This window comes from Dyadobacter psychrotolerans (assembly GCF_004349265.1).
Taxonomy (GTDB): Bacteria; Bacteroidota; Bacteroidia; order Cytophagales; family Spirosomataceae; genus Dyadobacter; species Dyadobacter psychrotolerans.
This window is the reverse complement of sequence record NZ_SMFL01000016.1, coordinates 129,976-146,360: the sequence shown is the minus strand read 5'-3', so window position 1 is coordinate 146,360 and position 16,385 is coordinate 129,976. Positions and strand designations below refer to the sequence as shown.

Sequence of the window (16,385 nt, the reverse complement as noted above, 5' to 3'; positions counted from 1 at the left end):
TCAATCTCTTCCTGAATAAAACCGCTTTCAAACGACTGAACAATACCACCCGGTTTTTCTGATTTTAGAAATAAATCCCATGCTGCATCAGCCATTTGGAAAGATAAATTTTCAACAAAATAAGATCCGGCTGATGGATCCGCAACATGACTGATGTAGCTTTCATCTGAGATTAACAAAGACGTGTTCCGGGCAATACGTTCTGAAAACTCATTTGTACTTTTAAAAGTATGGTCAAATGCCTGAACTGTAAGCGCGTCGCAACCGCCAATCACAGCACTCATCGCCTCCGAAGTTGATCGCAGCATGTTATTATGCGGTACCGACTGAGAGTGGTAGAATGAAGAGGTTTTTGCGTGAATGAAGGCGCGGCAATCATTTGACAAGCCATATGCGCGACCTATTCTTTTATGTAAAAAACGAAGAGCACGCAACTTTGCGATTTCAGTCAGATAATCTGTTCCGATCGAAACCGACAGAAATATGCTGTTAAAAACTTTTTCCGGCAGAATGCCTGCGTTTGTAAACAAATCCATGTAACATACCAGAGTATTTAGTACAAAAGCAAGTTCCTGAACGGGCGACGCTCCGGCCTCGTGGTACACATGGCTTTCAACCATAACCGGATAAAAATCCCGCATTTTTTTGGTTTTATCAATCAATGCCGTCAGCGAGGGAATGTAATCGGTAAACGGCCTTCCAGACGTCATCCAGTGAGCGATTGGGTCAAGAGCAATGCCGCCTTTCAGATAATACGGTGCTATTTTTGAGATCTTATCAAAGAAATAATCCGGTTTTTCCCGGGTTTGAAAAAAAATAGGCGTTTCACTTAAACGTACCCCATGGAGTATTTTGGAAAAGTCATGTTCATAGTCTTTATCTGACGGACAATCAAGCAGAATGCCATCTGCTCCGGAAGAAAGTGCTGCCCTTATTTTGGTATTAAATATACGATCTGGTGAAGTCAGGATATGAGGAATGTTCAACCAGCCGGGTTGCTCTTTTTGAGCGCTTTGCATTGCCACAACCTGTTTCTCATTAAGCTCAGATCCGGTGTAATAGGGTTCAGTATGTTTCAAACCGGCAAAATTTCCGGAGTATATTTTTCCAACGGGGTTGTTAATTTCCTTTTCAGCCTGCGTTTTCCAGGCAGCTTTATCGGACGGTTCGAACTCTGAAAATAAATCCCTGGACATAAGCAACAGCTGGTAGATCTGGTACCGACTAAGACGGCCAGACAGGTGTTGACAAAGCTACAAATTTGGTATAGATATTTATATAAATCGCGGTACTTTAGAAACGTAGCAATAAACCTTGATATTTCAGTGCGATTTACTGATCGGTTTGAGATAACTGCGAATTGATGCTAAATTGGATACCACTTTCATCTGCACGGACCAGGTATTTTTTATATCTTTGCGTCCTTTTGATTTTTTAGGAATTCTGACTACGGGTAATATACATTGGAAAGAGTAAGCGCACACAAAGAAGTTGACCAAATCTGGAATGCATGCCTGAGCGTTATTCAGCAGCATATCCCTGATCAAAGCTTTAGGACCTGGTTTGAACCCATTCGTCCTTTAAAGCTTTATGGAAAGGTGCTTACAATTCAGGTTCCCAGTCAGTTTTTCTACGAATGGCTGGAAGATAATTATGTGAACCTGCTTAGAAAAGCGCTGGATTACGCAATTGGACGCGACGGACTTCTTGAGTATTCAATCATCGTGGATAAAGGAAATGAGAAGCATCAGCCTTTGACTATGAACGTTTCCACACCCAAGTCGCCCAATTATTCTAAGCCTGATAATTTTGCTACGGATCCGAGAATGGGATCGATCATTAAGCTGAAAGATCATGACTCCATGAATCTTGATACTTATCTGAATCCCAATTACTCATTTGATAATTTTATAGAAGGAGATTGTAACCGGCTTGCCCGTTCAGCTGGTTTTGCCGTTGCGCAGCGTCCCGGACTTACTTCTTTCAATCCGCTGATGATGTATGGCGGGGTAGGGTTGGGTAAAACTCACCTTGTGCAGGCAATCGGAAATTACATCATGAACCATTTTGATAACAAACTGGTACTGTATGTCTCTTCTGAAAAATTCACCAATCAGTTTATCAACTCGATAAAAAATAACACGTTACAGGATTTTACCGATTTCTACATGAAAGTAGATGTCCTGGCTATTGATGATGTTCAGTTTTTATCCGGTAAAGAAAAAACGCAGGATACTTTTTTTCACATTTTTAACCACCTGCACCAGCTTGGCAAGCAGATCATCATGACAAGTGACCGCCCGCCCAGAGAGTTGGTTGGGTTGCAGGACAGGCTGCTTTCTCGTTTTAAATGGGGGCTTACAGCGGATTTGCAGACGCCTGATTTTGAAACACGTATTGCGATTATTCAGAAGAAGATCCAGTCAGAAGGAATTTCAATTGACTATGATGTAATTGAATATGTGGCTCATAGTGTCAATTCTAACGTGCGTGAACTGGAAGGGGTCATTGTATCGCTAATGGCACAGGCATCGCTTACACGCAGGGAAATTGACGTTGAACTTGCCAAAAATACATTACGGAATATCGTAATGAACGAGGATAAGGAGGTTACCATCGATACCATTCAGGAGGTTATTGCCGATTATTTTCAGGTAACTATTGCCGATTTGAAAAGCAAAAGCAGGAAAAAGGAAGTGGTTTATCCGCGTCAGCTTGCTATGTTTTTAGCCAAAGAATATACCGAACTTCCGCTCAAATCGATCGGATATCATTTTGGAGGACGTGACCATAGTACGGTAATTCATTCCATTCAAAGCATTAATTTGCTGATGGATGAAACGCCGGATGTTGAAGAAACTTTGCAAAAACTTCGCAGCTACTTCAAGTAGCCTCACTTTCGTTATCAGGAAGTAACCAATAAATCTCAATTACTTGGAACCTGTTTTGCTGACGCGTTCTGAAATCGATGACCGGCTGTGGGACGAATGTATAGATCGTTCACGTGAGAGGGTCATTTATGGCTTTAGCTGGTATCTGGACCAGGTTTGCGAGGATTGGAATGCGCTGATCTGGCCATCTGCTTCTGATTTTAAAATCCTTATGCCCGTGCCATTGAAGAAAAGGTATTTTCTCAAAGTTGTTCAACAGCCTTTCTTTTGCCAATATCTCGGTTTGTTCTCTTCAACTGAAATCACACCAGAGCAAGCTTTTGCCTTCCTATCGGCGCTTTCATCAAATTTTCCTTTTATTTCCTCTTACAGTTTTAATCCTAAAAATTACGCTGCCGTTATTTCATTGCTCAGTAAAAGAAAGGAACTGGAGTATGAAGTTCATGAAACTGTTTGGCTATTGCTAAAAAATAATTTTCTGGAAATTCAAAAGCAATATTCTATTGATAAAAAACGAAATCTCAAACGCAGTTTGGGATGGAAATGGACTATCAGCAAGAGCCGGGATATTGAACCATTGATTGAGTTATTTGTGTCTAACAATACAGCCACAATTGAAGGAGGTGTAAGTCCTAAATCCTATATGCTTCTGAAATGTCTTTTTGAAAAACTGACTGAAAAGAACTGCGCTGAACTTGCATACGTGTCAAAAGATGGTGTGACACATGCCGGTGCTTTATTTATTAATGATGGTTCAACGACCATCTATTTGTTTAATTCTTCTGATGAGATGGGTCGTAAAGGAAACGCACGTACTTTTCTTTTAAATCGGTATTTTGAAAGTCATTCCGGATCGGACATTCTTTTTGATTTTGAAAGTCCGCAGGTTATGTCAATTGCTTCTTTCTATAAAAGCTTTGGTGGTGAATCTGCTGCGTTTATCCATATCAGCAAAAATGGCTTACCGTTTCCCTTAAAACAGATTCAATATGTACGAAAATGGTTTTTTAAAACCAGGCAAGATCTTTTTTAAGGCCTTTGTATTCCTTAAGATCCATCTCCAGAGAACCAATCACCAGTTCAACCTGAACTTTCAGAGGAATTTTATTGGAGTCATCGGATATCCACAAACGCATGGCTCCTTCTCCTTTAAATAATTTGTTATCCGGTATTAACGGATTAAGGCGTAAGACACGGGTCTTGCCGAATTTGGTTTTAATTACATCTTTTCCAACATATCTGACACGAAGTTTATATACATCACCGTCAAAAAATGTGGGAACTTCAATCACCTCACCCTCATTTATTTTATCAAAATTGATTGTTCTCAGGAAAAAATATCCGCTGATAATGTCATGAATATTATTGGGTACGTTGAAGGTTTTCGACTCATCTTTGATACTGGAAACGGCCATATCCTTATTGTGATGGAAAACCGTCGTTTGCTCTTTCCGGTATTTATTTTCCTGAATATTCTGGTAAAACATGTGCGGAAGTATGGCAGCGGTGTCCACGTAAGAACGCCAGGTATCCCGAACCCTTGAAATCAAATCAAAAGGACCAACAGTACGCCCGGTTACATTAATCTTAAAACAGGGTCTGTTATTGACGACGGTTATGTTTTTCGCAATTTCTACTCTGGCTTCGGCGGCATTAATAAAACCGTAATGAACGCGATATTCAACTCTTTCCCCAAAACCAAAGCTTTTGTTGGCGATGGTTCTGTTGGGTTCAAGTTGTTTAAAACAAATAAATACGCTAGTTACAAATAAGGCTAATAGTATGATGTGTATGCGCTTCATGCCAGATATTTAAAATTTATAGAGAGGGGTACTTTTCTTTTAAATAGTTGAGGTACCTTTTAAAATCCCCGCCAAATTTAGTTTCATATTCTTGCTTAAAAATATTTTGTTTTGACTTGTAGGTCTGATAGCTGATAAAAAAGGCATTATTCGGCAAGTGATGCTTTTCCCAGTAACTATTGGCTTTCAACGTTTTTTTGTTACCAAGAAGTGTATCCGCATCGTTAAGTATTTTAAGGATCAAGTGTTTTTTTAACGAATCCTTACCCGGCTCCGGAGACAATTTGCTTCCAAATGTTTTATATAAACTGTCAAGTCGTCCGATTCCCCTTAAAATATGCTGCGAATAGGCATCATTATATTTTTTAGAAAATTCATATGCTTTTAACTGTTTGGAGTCCGTTCCGTATTTCTGTCTTAAAAAACGGATTGCTCCAAGATCACCTACAAAGCTTGCCAGATTCTCATTTAATTCAAGATCATTCTTCACAAAAAGTGTACCATGTGTCAGTTCATGCAATATCAGGTTTGCCAGGCTGCCTTCTTTTCGTTTTAACATGCTAGAAAGAATAGGGTCTTTTAAATAACCCAGCGTCGACCATGCTGATACTTCTCCTATATCGGTATCAAAGCCTTCATCAATTAAAACCTTCTCTTCTCTGACAGCCCGGGTTGAATCAAAATAACCTTTGTAAGGAAAAGCACCCAGAATAGGGAATTTCCAGAGATGAGCTTTGATGCGATAGCGATCTGATGCAGTAATCACCCAGATCAGAGGTTTGCCATGCTGATTGTAAAAGGTAGTATAGTTTTTGGAGGGAGTAAGCCCAAGTGAGTCAACGCCAAACTGCTTAATTTCTTCGATGAGGCGAATTCTTGATTTTAGGGAGTCAGGAAAAACAGGGTCTCTTAATACCTCTTCAACATCCTGAACATTCCATAAAATGCCAATCTGTCCCTTTGCCTGCATCCATCCGTAACTGAGCAGGTCTCTGTACAGAAAGCCCAGCAGGACCAATAAAAGCAGCAGGGCAAGAAATATTTTTTTTAACACAATTTTTCTTTTGATACAGTATGTTCCGAAAACCGAAAAGGCCAGTCTGTTAAACCGGCCCGAAGGAAAACAAAAGTATCGTATGTTTTGCTATTTACATATAGTTGAGGTCATTATTGGGTTTAAGCTTTATTACTTTTAGCTTGTTTAACAATAGAATGAAAGGATAAGTAGGGTCAAATTCGTGCCACCTGAAACCGAAATTAGCCCTACCGCCATACTTATGGTGATTATTGTGATAGGATTCGCCCATCATTAGAAAATCAAAAGGCAATAGATTTTTGGCAGTGTCGTCTACTTTAAAGTTGATATAACCGTATCTGTGTGCATACCAGTTGATGATTACACCATGGACGGGGCCCATCAGAAAGTGAATGGGAAGTAACAGAAACATCCACCAGGAAGTGGCAAACTGAATGTAAAATAAAACGTAAAGTGTTCCCCAGCCAAGCCTGGATAACCAGGAGTCTCCCAACTTTTCCATAAAAGTCCAGTGCGGAACTCCTTTTTTAAATTTGAGTTCAATCGTATCAGTTCTATGAATAATTTTGTTGTAGTAGTTCTTTGTTTTCCACATCATATCCATCAGACTTGATGAAAAACCCGGAGAATGTGGATCGTTTTCGGTGTCGGCATAGGCATGGTGAAGCCGGTGCATAACTCCGTAGGCATATGGACTGAGAAAAGAAGATCCCTGAAAAATCCAGGTCAGTACATAAAATGTTTTTTCCCAGGCAGGACTCATTGTGAACATTTTATGTGCTGCATAACGATGTAGAAAGAAGGTTTGCATCAGCAGAGATAAGTACCAATGGGCAACAAAAAAGATTAATATTTCCACGCAATGACTGTTTAATTGACAGAATAGAAGTTTATGGAAAGCAAAGTTATTTCAGGCCGTTAAGATTGAAGATGACCATGGTCAGGTTTAGGCATGAATTTAGCAGTAGGATTGAGATTTTAAGATCAGACTGGCCGTTGCGTAGTATCTCTTTATTTGTAAATTTAACATTGTAATTATGTTATTAAGGTATATAGTACTTTATCCAGAAATAATCAGATCATTTTTTAGGCGAGTGTCCGCAATATTGACATGCTCTGATCAATTTTAGTGGCGTCTCGGTCCATTTACTCAACATATTGATATGACTGTTTATTTTTTACGTGTTTTGAGTATTATTTTTCTTATACTTCCAAATCTTATATTTTTTTTATACTGGACAAATTCCTACATCGCTGCGTTAGGTACTGCAATCTTATCTTTTATTTTCTTACGGGTTTTAAATGACAAAAGCTTTGACAAAAAAGAGGGGTTAAACCATCAGGATTTACTGATTCTTTCAGGTGTGGCGCTGTTACTCACTGTCATTTCAGGAACTTCGGGAATATGCTATCAGACAAAGGACTATTGGTGTCACAATACCAAGTTCAACGAACTTTTTAGCTATGATTGGCCATTTAAACTCCCTATGGATGGTCCGATTGTTTCTTATTACTACGGTTATTATGTAGTTCCCGCTTTATTGTTCAAATGGTTGGGAGAAATAAATGAGTCAATAATATTTATTTGGACGTCCTTAGGTTTTTTTCTGGGAGCATGCTGGATATATCTGGCGGTAAATAAAAAAATATTGTTTGCGCTGTTGGCATTATCAGTCGGAGACACCCCTCTTTTGATCAAAATGATCTTCTTCAAATCTTTTGACAAAATGTATGAACTGCAGGATTTCGGAATTGAGTCATGGTCCGGCCTTGAGAATTCATTCTGGGTTCCCAATCAGGTAATTCCTACTCTGATAATTGGCGGAATGTTTGTTTATGTTTTAAAAAGCAGGCTCAAACTGGAATACATTGTATTACCGGTGGCGCTGACATTCTGGTGGGCGGTTTTTCCAGCTTTTACAAGCGGGCTTCTGGTTGGCATATTGATCTTAAAAAAATGGTATACTGAAAGATCATTTTTGAACTGGCGGGAAATTACAATTGATGTAATTCTGCCCTTTGCAGCCTGCCTGCCTGTGCTGCTGTTATTCTTATCTCACGAACAGGCACCTATTTCCGGGTTTCTTTGGCAGTTTGAAAATAATATGGTTAGCAGGTTTTTCGAATATACGGTCAACATAGGCATCAATGTTGTCATATTTGCATTGATTTATTTTTACCTGAAAAACACAGGACAACTATTCTTACCTGCGCTGCCATTTCTGTTGATTGTATTTTTTATCACTCTCTTCCCCATATACAGACTTGGTAAGGTTAACGATTTTCTGTTCAGAGGTCTGATGCCTTTGCTTATTATAGCAGGTTTGTACCTTTATTATCCTTTGTCTTTGGATGCCACCTATTCGGACAGCTGGCGCCGTTTAAAAAAGACGCCTATACTATTGTTACTATTTATAGCTATGTCCTCGTCTTCGGTTATTGCCCTCCAACGCATTTACAGGGCTGCGACTGTGAACGGATTAACAAAACGCTGGTATCCGGAAAAGGTCCGTTTTGAGCCAATACCTTACGATGCGTATCCCAACGTTTACGAGGTGCTGAGGGACAAATGGACTCAGATGGAAGCGGATCAGTATCTGGGAAAAAAAGATTCTTTTTATGAAAAGAATATCGCACCAGGTAGGGAACAAAAATAATTTTAATTTGTTAAAACATTGATACGATTAATATCATATCTTTGTTACTGATATTATCGTTGGTTGAATTTGTACTCAGCCACACATCGTTATAACGGTCGATTTATACGGAGGTACCTTTTGGATTTAGTTAAAATAAGGTAGATTTACAAAACGTAACTACCATCAACAGGCGGTTTTAGGTATCGATGGCCGCAATTTCTTTACATAAACAAATTACTTTTTAAAAAAGTATGGCAGCACCAGCAACAACCGATAAGGACAACAAATTAAAAGCACTTCAGACAACGCTTGAAAAGTTAGATAAGACCTATGGCAAGGGCACAGTAATGCGTCTTAGTGATAGTAAGGTACTTGATATTCCTGTAATTTCAACCGGTTCGTTAGGACTTGATCTTGCTCTTGGAGTAGGCGGAGTTCCCCGTGGACGTGTTGTGGAAATATATGGTCCCGAATCTTCGGGTAAAACTACTTTATCAATGCACTGCATTGCTGAGGCTCAGAAAAAAGGCGGATTGGCAGCTTTTATTGACGCTGAACATGCTTTCGACCGGGCTTATGCTGAAAAGCTGGGTATTGATACAAGCAATCTTCTTATTTCGCAGCCGGATAATGGTGAACAGGCTCTGGAAATTGCTGAGCATCTTATCAGCAGCGGAGCGGTTGACATCATCGTGATTGACTCCGTTGCAGCTTTGGTTCCGCGTGCGGAGCTTGAAGGAGAAATGGGAGACAGTAAAATGGGTCTTCAGGCTCGTTTGATGTCACAGGCATTGCGTAAACTAACCGGTGTTATTAACAAAACAGGATGCTGCTGCATTTTCATCAACCAGCTTCGTGAGAAAATTGGTGTGATGTTTGGTAACCCTGAAACAACAACTGGTGGTAATGCGTTGAAATATTATGCTTCGGTAAGGCTTGACATTCGCCGTGTTGGACAGATTAAGGAAAGTGCAGACAATATCCTTGGTAACAGAACCCGTGTGAAGGTTGTTAAAAACAAAGTTGCACCTCCTTTTAAAGTTGTAGAATTTGATATCATGTACGGCGAAGGTATTTCCAAAGTAGGAGAGATCATTGACCTTGCGGTTGAACTTGATATTGTCAAAAAGGCAGGTTCATGGTTTAGCTACGAAGGTAACCGTTTGGGACAAGGACGGGATGCTGTGAAAGCACTTATTAAAGATAACCCTGAGTTGATGGATGAACTTGAAGCAAAAGTTCGTGCAAAAGTAAACAATGAACCGGATTCACTGATAGACACAAGTGAGCCAAACATTAAGGATGAAGGAGCACTTGAATAGATTGTTTTAAATATTACCGGATAAAGTAAAAGGAGCCACTAGTTTGCGGCTCCTTTTACTTTATCCGGTAATACTAATCAATGTTCGGTTAAACCATGATTGAGACCGGTTGTCTTTTTATCAAAAGATCTTGCCTCAATTGAAAGTTGAACATTGAAAGTTGAATATTGATTGTTAAACTAAATTTAAGAACAGTAGTTTCTTAAAACGGCTTCTGGTCATCATCATCAAAGTCATAATCTTCATCGCCGGGGCCGGAAAACATACTGCTTACCAGATCCTGGAATTTCATTCCCTGGTCAAGTGACTGCTTGCCGATCAACGAGAATTCTGCCATGCCGTGCAATGCAAATTCCATCATGAAAAGTTTTTCCTTTTCACTTCCATAGGCGCTGAGCATATCCACGAAATCATCAAGTCCGTCGATGGTTTTTAACCTTGCTGCATATTCACGATTGGTCATATCACCGATCATTTCCATTTCGTTACCGCCGCCGAACCATTCAATTACTTTAGCGTACGGATTAATCTTGCTTTTCTTCGACTTTTCCGGATCGGGGAAAAAGTTAAGAAACTGTGTACGTATGGCTTTACCGATCAGATTTTGAGCCACGATTACAGGGCCTTCAACTTCTCCTTCGTAAACAAGCTCTACCTTTCCGCAGATTGAAGCAACCACACCGTACAGATCAGATATGCGCACATAGGTTGAATCTTCTGAATTAATCAATGATCTTCTTTCGGCAGTACTCAGTAAGCTCTCATAAGCAGAAATTGTCAGACGGGCAGAAACACCGCTTTTGCTGTCCACATATTCACTTTCACGTGCTTCAAAAGCGATTTGTTCGATAAGCGTTTTGATCAGCTCATTAACGACAATTCCCTTTTGCTCTTCTTTAACAACAGCTTCCTGTTCCGTTATCTTTTTACCTGTTTCCAGCGTTTTAGGATAATGAGTTACAATCTGGCTTTCGATGCGGTCTTTCAGCGGCGTTACAATACTTCCTCGGTTTGTATAATCTTCCGGGTTAGCGGTAAATACAAACTGAATATCAAGCGGCAATCGAAGTTTAAATCCACGAATCTGGATATCGCCTTCCTGCAAAATATTAAACAGCGCAACCTGAATACGCGCCTGCAAATCCGGTAATTCATTGATAACAAAAATGCCTCTGTGAGAACGTGGAATCAATCCGTAATGGATGACGCGTTCGTCAGAATAAGGCAGTTTGAGCGTTGCTGCTTTGATAGGATCCACATCGCCAATCAGGTCGGCTACGGAAACATCCGGTGTAGCAAGTTTTTCAGTATACCTTTCGTCCCGATGAAGCCACTCTATTTTGGTAAGATCTCCGTGTTCAGCCAGATTATCCTTTGCATTTCTTGACAACGGAAGCAACGGGTCATCATGCAGCTCAGAATCCTTCACATAAGGGATGTACTCGTCCAAAAGGTTAACCATCATTCTGGCAATTCTTGTTTTTGCCTGACCGCGTAACCCCAGAAAGTTTATGTTATGCATCGATAAAATGGCGCGCTCAACATCAGGGATTACAGTTTCCTCGTAACCCCAAATTCCAGGAAATATATTCTCTTTACTTTTTATCTTTTCAATCAGATTGTCACGTAATTCCTGTTTGATAGAACGTGATACATAACCTGCTTTTTTTAAATCACCAAGCGTGTGAATGTTCAACCGCTCTGCACTTGTAAGCTTTGAGTAAGTCATTGATGTTCGGTTGTGTTTAACGCGCGTATGCAACTGAACGCATCTCACGAATAACTGTGATTTTAATCTGTCCCGGATATTGCATTTCCTTTTCTATTTTTTGAGAAATATCAAAAGAAAGCATGCCAGCCTTTTCATCGGATACGTTGTCAGCATCAATAATTACACGAAGTTCCCTTCCTGCCTGGATTGCATAACACTTTTCAACGCCATCAAATGACATTGCCATATTTTCCAGATCTCTCAAACGCTGGATGTATGATTCCATCATTTCACGACGTGCTCCCGGGCGTGAACCTGAAATAGCATCACAAACCTGAATGATCGGCGATAACATACTCGTCATTTCGATTTCGTCATGGTGAGCTCCGATTGCATTACAAACTTCCGGATTTTCCTTGTATTTCTTGGCCAGTTCCATACCAAGAATTGCGTGAGGAAGGTCGGATTCTTCCGGCCAAACTTTCCCGATATCGTGAAGCAGCCCTGCTCTTTTTGCAAGTTTTGTATTAAGACCTAATTCGGCAGCCATGGTAGCACAAAGTTTCGCGACCTCGCGTGAGTGCTGTAGTAAGTTCTGACCGTAAGAAGAACGGAAGCGCATACGACCGATCATTTTTACAAGCTCCGGGTGAAGCCCGTGAATTCCCATGTCGATCACTGTGCGTTCCCCAATTTCAACAATTTCATCGTCGATATTTTTACGGGTTTTAGCTACAACTTCTTCAATACGGGCAGGGTGGATACGTCCGTCCTGTACCAACCTATGCAGGGCCAGTCTGGCGATTTCACGTCTTACAGGGTCAAATCCTGAAATAACAATTGCTTCCGGGGTATCGTCAACAATGATTTCCACCCCTGTTGCTGCTTCCAGAGCACGGATGTTACGACCTTCACGACCGATGATTTTACCTTTGATGTCATCATTTTCAATATTGAAAACAGAAACACAGTTTTCAATCGCATGCTCTGCGGCGGTACGCTGTATGGTTTCAATAACAATCTTCTTGGCTTCCTTGGTAGCGGTAAGTCTGGCTTCTTCCATAGCGCTCTTCACATACGAACCGGCTCTGGTATCTGCCTCAGCTTTTAGTGCATCTACAAGTTGTTCACGAGCCTGGTCAGCGGTAAGATTTGCGATTTTTTCCAGCTGAGTTACCTGTAGCTGTAATGACTTTTCAGCTTCTTCAGTCTTTTTGGTCGCTGTTTCAATCTGCTGCGAAAGATTGGTTTTGAGGGTTTCAAGCTCAGTTTCGCGGCGTTTGTTTTGCTCTACGGTCTGATTCAGACTTTGCTCACGCTGTTTAAGCTTTTGCTCATTGGTCTGAAGAATTACTCTTTTTTTATTGGCATCTTCTTCAAACTCTGTTTTCAGGCGCAAATACTTTTCTTTGGCTTCAAGGATACGGTCTCTTTTAATGTTTTCTGCTGAATTTTCCGCATTACGCAAAATTTCGGCTGCACGCTCCTGAGCTTCTTTTTCTTTTTGGTCGAAAGATTTCTGAAAAATGTATTTCCCTGCAAATATCCCAATCCCGACCGCAATGATGTCGGATAGGAGGACAATAAAAATGGATGAATCTGGCATTTTCGTATTGGTTACAAATAGTTGGGTTTAACCGACTACCAAGCGTTAATGCCGAACGTATTCCTGTCGTACGATTTTAAGAGAACTACTGTGACTAAAAGTTTATCAGATTTTGAAAGGTTCTTTAACAGGTTAAACAATGAAACTTAGCTGTCAATTGCGTTAGCAACCGCGGCATCCAGTTTTTCCACCCGATCCTGAAATGCCTCAACCAGCCCATCCATCTGTTCACGAATCCTTTGCAATGCAACCATACATTCTATGGCTGTAAGGCCCATGGCCTCAATATCGTCGTATCCTTTTGTCTTTGATTTATGCTGCTTTACGCGTTCCGAGAAGACCTCATAACCATCCCTGTAATATTTTTCCTGATCAGCCGGAACGCTCAGCTTAAAGCCTCTGTCCAGCAGTTTTATAAAGACAGAAACATCAGGATTAGGTAAGTTATTCTTTTTCATAAGGTATCTTCAAGCATTTCTATGCACTTATCGATCTCTTGTATATATCGTTCAACTGAATCTTTAAGTTCGGCTAATCCGCCCGTTGGTGTCAGTTTACTAGAGACAATTTTAGCGAAACTTTTAGACTTATTAAAGTCTTTTTCTAAAGTACTGTATTTTTTCTTTGTTTCCTTAGCTTCTTCCTTGAGTTTAATGTTGGACAAACGGAGTTCGGCATTTTCGCGCTGCAATTCTGAGACTGACCAAGTTAGATTCTCTTTCGTATTGATCAAAATTTCCAATTTCTTTTCTAAATCGGCTAATTTATGTTCAATAAGGCGTGTACTGCTCCTGTCCATTTATTTGTCAAATTTAAATTGTGGAGATCATATGAATGATCAGGTAAGGATGTACTTTAAAATTCAGTAATTATTTAGTTAAATGAAAGTATTATGGTACCGGCAAATAAATTTAAAATCCGTTTGCCGGTGTTCTTTTATTTGCGGATAATCGCGTTCAGTTCTCTTTCATATGTTGCAATCAGCCTGGACATCGATTTATCAATTACTTTGTCGGTAAGTGTCTGCTGATCGTCCTGTAGGATGAAACTGATTGCATATGACTTGCGCCCCTCCAGGTTAGCTCCTTCGTAAACATCGAATACATTGACCGAACGCAGTAACTGTCTTTCTGTTTTGTAGGCAATCTGCCGAAGCTCTTCAAAGGTGATTTTTTTGTCAACAACCAGAGAAAGGTCTCTCCTTACTTCCGGGAATTTAGAAACCTCTTTGTACTGAACAGCGGAATCGTATTGACGAAGCAAATATTCCCAATCAAAGTCAGCAAATAAAACCTGTGCTTTCACATCAGCATTCCTGGTCAAACCTGCTTTTAATAAACCAAATGAAACAAGCGGTTTGCGATTTAAAGTCAGGGTCAACCCGTACTGGAAAATGGCAGCATCTGCATCCTGTTTTTCAATATTTTTGATTTTCATGGCTGACAAAACCTGACTAACAATTGTCGAAAGGTCATGGAAAACAACTTCTTTTGATTTTGCTATCCAGCTTTCATCCTGAACGTTCCCGGTCAGAAAAACGGAAAGTCTTTCCTTTTCCGTATATTTTTCGTTGATGTGGTGGTATGTTTTACCAAATTCAAACAGTTTCAGGTCACGCTGACGACGATTTACATTGTGTGCAATCACTTCCAGACCTGAAAAAATCAGGGTTTGGCGCATCACGGAAAGATCTTCACTCAGGTAATTAAGGATCTTTACCACACTGCCCGCACTCTCTTCTCCCAATAAGACGCTGTATTCAGGTTTGGTCAGAGAATTGTTGATCATCTCATTAAAACCATTTGCTGCAAGTAATTCAGCAATACGCATTTTCAGTTTCTCAGGATCATTTACAGGAAAGTCCGAAAGAAAATCGGAGCTAAGTGATTCCGACAGCTCAACCTGACCGAAACCATAAATGCGCAGTATTTCCTCTATTACATCAGCTTCGCGCAGTACATCGACGCGGTAAGGCGGCACTACGGCAGTGAAACCTTTTTCAGTTCTTTCTTCAATAGAAATGTCAAGTCCCTGAAGGATGTTTTCAATTTGAGCGATATCCAGCGATTTACCGATCAGACGGTTGATATTTCGATAGCTCATATTCACCCTGAAGTCTGAAATTGGTTCAGGATAGATGTCGGTGATATTTGAAGAAATGGTTCCTCCTGCAATTTCCTGAATCAATAAGGCTGCTCTCTTTAAAGCAAAAACAGGCATATTAGGATCCGTGCCGCGTTCAAAGCGGAATGAAGAATCAGTTTTTAAAGAAAAACGCTGGGCTGTACGACGCACCCAAACCGGAGAAAAGTAAGCTGATTCCAGGAAAATCGATGTCGTTTCATTTGTAACGCCCGATTCCAAACCGCCAAAAACGCCTGCAATACACATGGCATCCGCAGCATTACAGATCATCAGGTCCTGATCAGATAACTTTCTATCCTGTCCGTCCAGTGTTTTGAAAATTGTATCGGAAGCAACCGTTTTAACAATTACTTTTTTGCCTGTAACCTTGTTTGCATCAAAAGCATGCATGGGCTGCCCCAATTCATGACATATGTAATTGGTGACGTCAACGATGTTATTCACTGACCGGATTCCAATGGTTTGAAGTTTCTGTTTCAGCCATGCAGGAGACTCGGTCACTGTTATTCCAGAAATCGTAAGTCCGGCATATCTTGGACATGCTTCGGTATTTTCTACACTTACTTCCATGCTGAGTGACTCGTTACCAATAACGAAGGCGTCAACGGAAGGTAAATTGATTTTCCGGTTCAAAACAGCGCGTAAGTCACGGGCGACACCAAAGTGTGAAGCGGCATCGGCCCGGTTTGGCGTCAGACCGATTTCAATCAGGTAATCAGAGGAAATGCCGAAATATTCCGACGCCGGAGTACCATTAGGAAGTTCGGTTTCCAATACCAAAATACCGTCATGAGATGTACCCAGCCCCAGTTCATCCTCGGCACAGATCATTCCTTCTGAAAGTGCACCGCGAATTTTTGATTTTTTTAGTACCAAAGCTTCTTCGTTGCCGGTTGGATAAAGTATAGCGCCGACGGTAGCCACAACCACTTTTTGTCCTGCGGCAACATTGGCTGCACCGCACACGATGTTAAGCGGCTCTGCGAGTCCGGTATCTACGGTGGTTATTTTAAGGCGATCGGCCTCGGGATGTTTTTCACAGGTCAAAACTTCTCCAATGACCACTCCTTTTAATCCACCTCTTACAGATTCTATTTCTTCAATATTTTCAACTTCAAGGCCTGTTGCAGTTAACAATTTTCCGATTTCCTCAGGAGATTCGGTGATTTCTATTAACTCTTTAAGCCACTTATAGGAAATTTTCATGGGGTATTAATAACTGAAAACTGGACT

The 16,385-nt window shown here is 40.5% G+C and carries 13 protein-coding genes; 4 read left to right on the top strand and 9 right to left on the bottom strand.

What is annotated here, in order from left to right:
• The coding region (locus tag E0F88_RS28960; protein WP_131961832.1) for a methylmalonyl-CoA mutase family protein at positions 1–1,196 on the bottom strand (1,196 nt) is incomplete at its 3' end.
• Between the two features lie 267 nt (positions 1,197–1,463).
• Between E0F88_RS28960 and dnaA the strand changes: the two genes are divergently transcribed.
• Together dnaA and E0F88_RS28950 are read left to right on the top strand one after the other, a co-directional pair.
• Positions 1,464–2,891, top strand: coding sequence for a chromosomal replication initiator protein DnaA (gene dnaA / locus E0F88_RS28955; protein WP_131961831.1), 1,428 nt, complete (start codon positions 1,464–1,466; stop codon positions 2,889–2,891).
• A 43-nt stretch (positions 2,892–2,934) separates the two neighbouring features.
• A complete protein-coding gene (locus tag E0F88_RS28950; protein WP_131961830.1) occupies positions 2,935–3,924 on the top strand; it encodes a GNAT family N-acetyltransferase in 990 nt (329 codons plus the stop codon).
• On the opposite strand, the gene E0F88_RS28945 is transcribed toward E0F88_RS28950, so the two are convergent.
• The 3 genes from E0F88_RS28945 to E0F88_RS28935 all read right to left on the bottom strand — a co-directional run bounded on the left by E0F88_RS28945 (position 3,899) and on the right by E0F88_RS28935 (position 6,588).
• Positions 3,899–4,693: a DUF3108 domain-containing protein gene (locus tag E0F88_RS28945; protein ID WP_131961829.1), complete on the bottom strand. Its 795-nt coding sequence runs from the start codon at positions 4,691–4,693 to the stop codon at positions 3,899–3,901. The genes E0F88_RS28950 and E0F88_RS28945 overlap by 26 nt on opposite strands.
• Positions 4,694–4,709: 16 nt before the next feature.
• Positions 4,710–5,747, bottom strand: coding sequence for an aminopeptidase (locus E0F88_RS28940; RefSeq protein WP_131961828.1), 1,038 nt, complete (start codon positions 5,745–5,747; stop codon positions 4,710–4,712).
• Between the two features lie 94 nt (positions 5,748–5,841).
• Complete coding sequence (locus E0F88_RS28935) at positions 5,842–6,588, bottom strand: acyl-CoA desaturase (RefSeq protein ID WP_131961827.1); 747 nt, start codon at positions 6,586–6,588, stop codon at positions 5,842–5,844.
• A 304-nt stretch (positions 6,589–6,892) separates the two neighbouring features.
• Here E0F88_RS28935 and E0F88_RS28930 point away from each other — a divergent pair, with 304 nt between their 5' ends.
• Positions 6,893–8,386, top strand: coding sequence for a hypothetical protein (locus E0F88_RS28930; protein WP_131961826.1), 1,494 nt, complete (start codon positions 6,893–6,895; stop codon positions 8,384–8,386).
• Positions 8,387–8,619: 233 nt separating this feature from the next.
• On the top strand, positions 8,620–9,690 hold the full coding sequence (gene recA, locus E0F88_RS28925) for a recombinase RecA (protein WP_131961825.1): 1,071 nt from the start codon (positions 8,620–8,622) through the stop codon (positions 9,688–9,690).
• Positions 9,691–9,892: 202 nt separating this feature from the next.
• Here recA and E0F88_RS28920 read toward each other — a convergent pair whose 3' ends face one another.
• From E0F88_RS28920 to pheT, 5 genes are all read right to left on the bottom strand, one after another.
• Complete coding sequence (locus tag E0F88_RS28920; protein WP_131961824.1) at positions 9,893–11,419, bottom strand: sigma 54-interacting transcriptional regulator; 1,527 nt, start codon at positions 11,417–11,419, stop codon at positions 9,893–9,895.
• Positions 11,420–11,435: 16 nt separating this feature from the next.
• Positions 11,436–13,007: a ribonuclease Y gene (gene rny / locus E0F88_RS28915; protein WP_131961823.1), complete on the bottom strand. Its 1,572-nt coding sequence runs from the start codon at positions 13,005–13,007 to the stop codon at positions 11,436–11,438.
• A gap of 146 nt (positions 13,008–13,153) precedes the next feature.
• The gene (locus tag E0F88_RS28910; protein WP_131961822.1) at positions 13,154–13,465 is read right to left on the bottom strand and encodes a cell division protein ZapA; all 312 of its coding nucleotides are present in this window, start codon (positions 13,463–13,465) and stop codon (positions 13,154–13,156) included.
• Positions 13,462–13,806: a hypothetical protein gene (locus tag E0F88_RS28905; protein ID WP_131961821.1), complete on the bottom strand. Its 345-nt coding sequence runs from the start codon at positions 13,804–13,806 to the stop codon at positions 13,462–13,464. The genes E0F88_RS28910 and E0F88_RS28905 overlap by 4 nt, the downstream gene beginning before the upstream one ends.
• Before the next feature lie 137 nt (positions 13,807–13,943).
• Positions 13,944–16,358 (bottom strand): phenylalanine--tRNA ligase subunit beta, encoded by a 2,415-nt coding sequence (gene pheT / locus E0F88_RS28900; protein WP_131961820.1) that lies wholly within the window; start codon positions 16,356–16,358, stop codon positions 13,944–13,946.
• Between the last annotated feature and the right edge of the window lie 27 nt (positions 16,359–16,385).

Excerpts from the sequence above, each read along its gene's own strand:
- E0F88_RS28945 (WP_131961829.1), bottom strand. The coding sequence starts at position 4,693 with ATGAAGCGCATACACATCATACTATTAGCCTTATTTGTAACTAGCGTA.
- E0F88_RS28930 (WP_131961826.1), top strand. The coding sequence starts at position 6,893 with ATGACTGTTTATTTTTTACGTGTTTTGAGTATTATTTTTCTTATACTT.
- recA (WP_131961825.1), top strand. The coding sequence starts at position 8,620 with ATGGCAGCACCAGCAACAACCGATAAGGACAACAAATTAAAAGCACTT.
- E0F88_RS28920 (WP_131961824.1), bottom strand. The coding sequence starts at position 11,419 with ATGACTTACTCAAAGCTTACAAGTGCAGAGCGGTTGAACATTCACACG.
- rny (WP_131961823.1), bottom strand. The coding sequence starts at position 13,007 with ATGCCAGATTCATCCATTTTTATTGTCCTCCTATCCGACATCATTGCG.
- E0F88_RS28910 (WP_131961822.1), bottom strand. The coding sequence starts at position 13,465 with ATGAAAAAGAATAACTTACCTAATCCTGATGTTTCTGTCTTTATAAAA.
- E0F88_RS28905 (WP_131961821.1), bottom strand. The coding sequence starts at position 13,806 with ATGGACAGGAGCAGTACACGCCTTATTGAACATAAATTAGCCGATTTA.
- pheT (WP_131961820.1), bottom strand. The coding sequence starts at position 16,358 with ATGAAAATTTCCTATAAGTGGCTTAAAGAGTTAATAGAAATCACCGAA.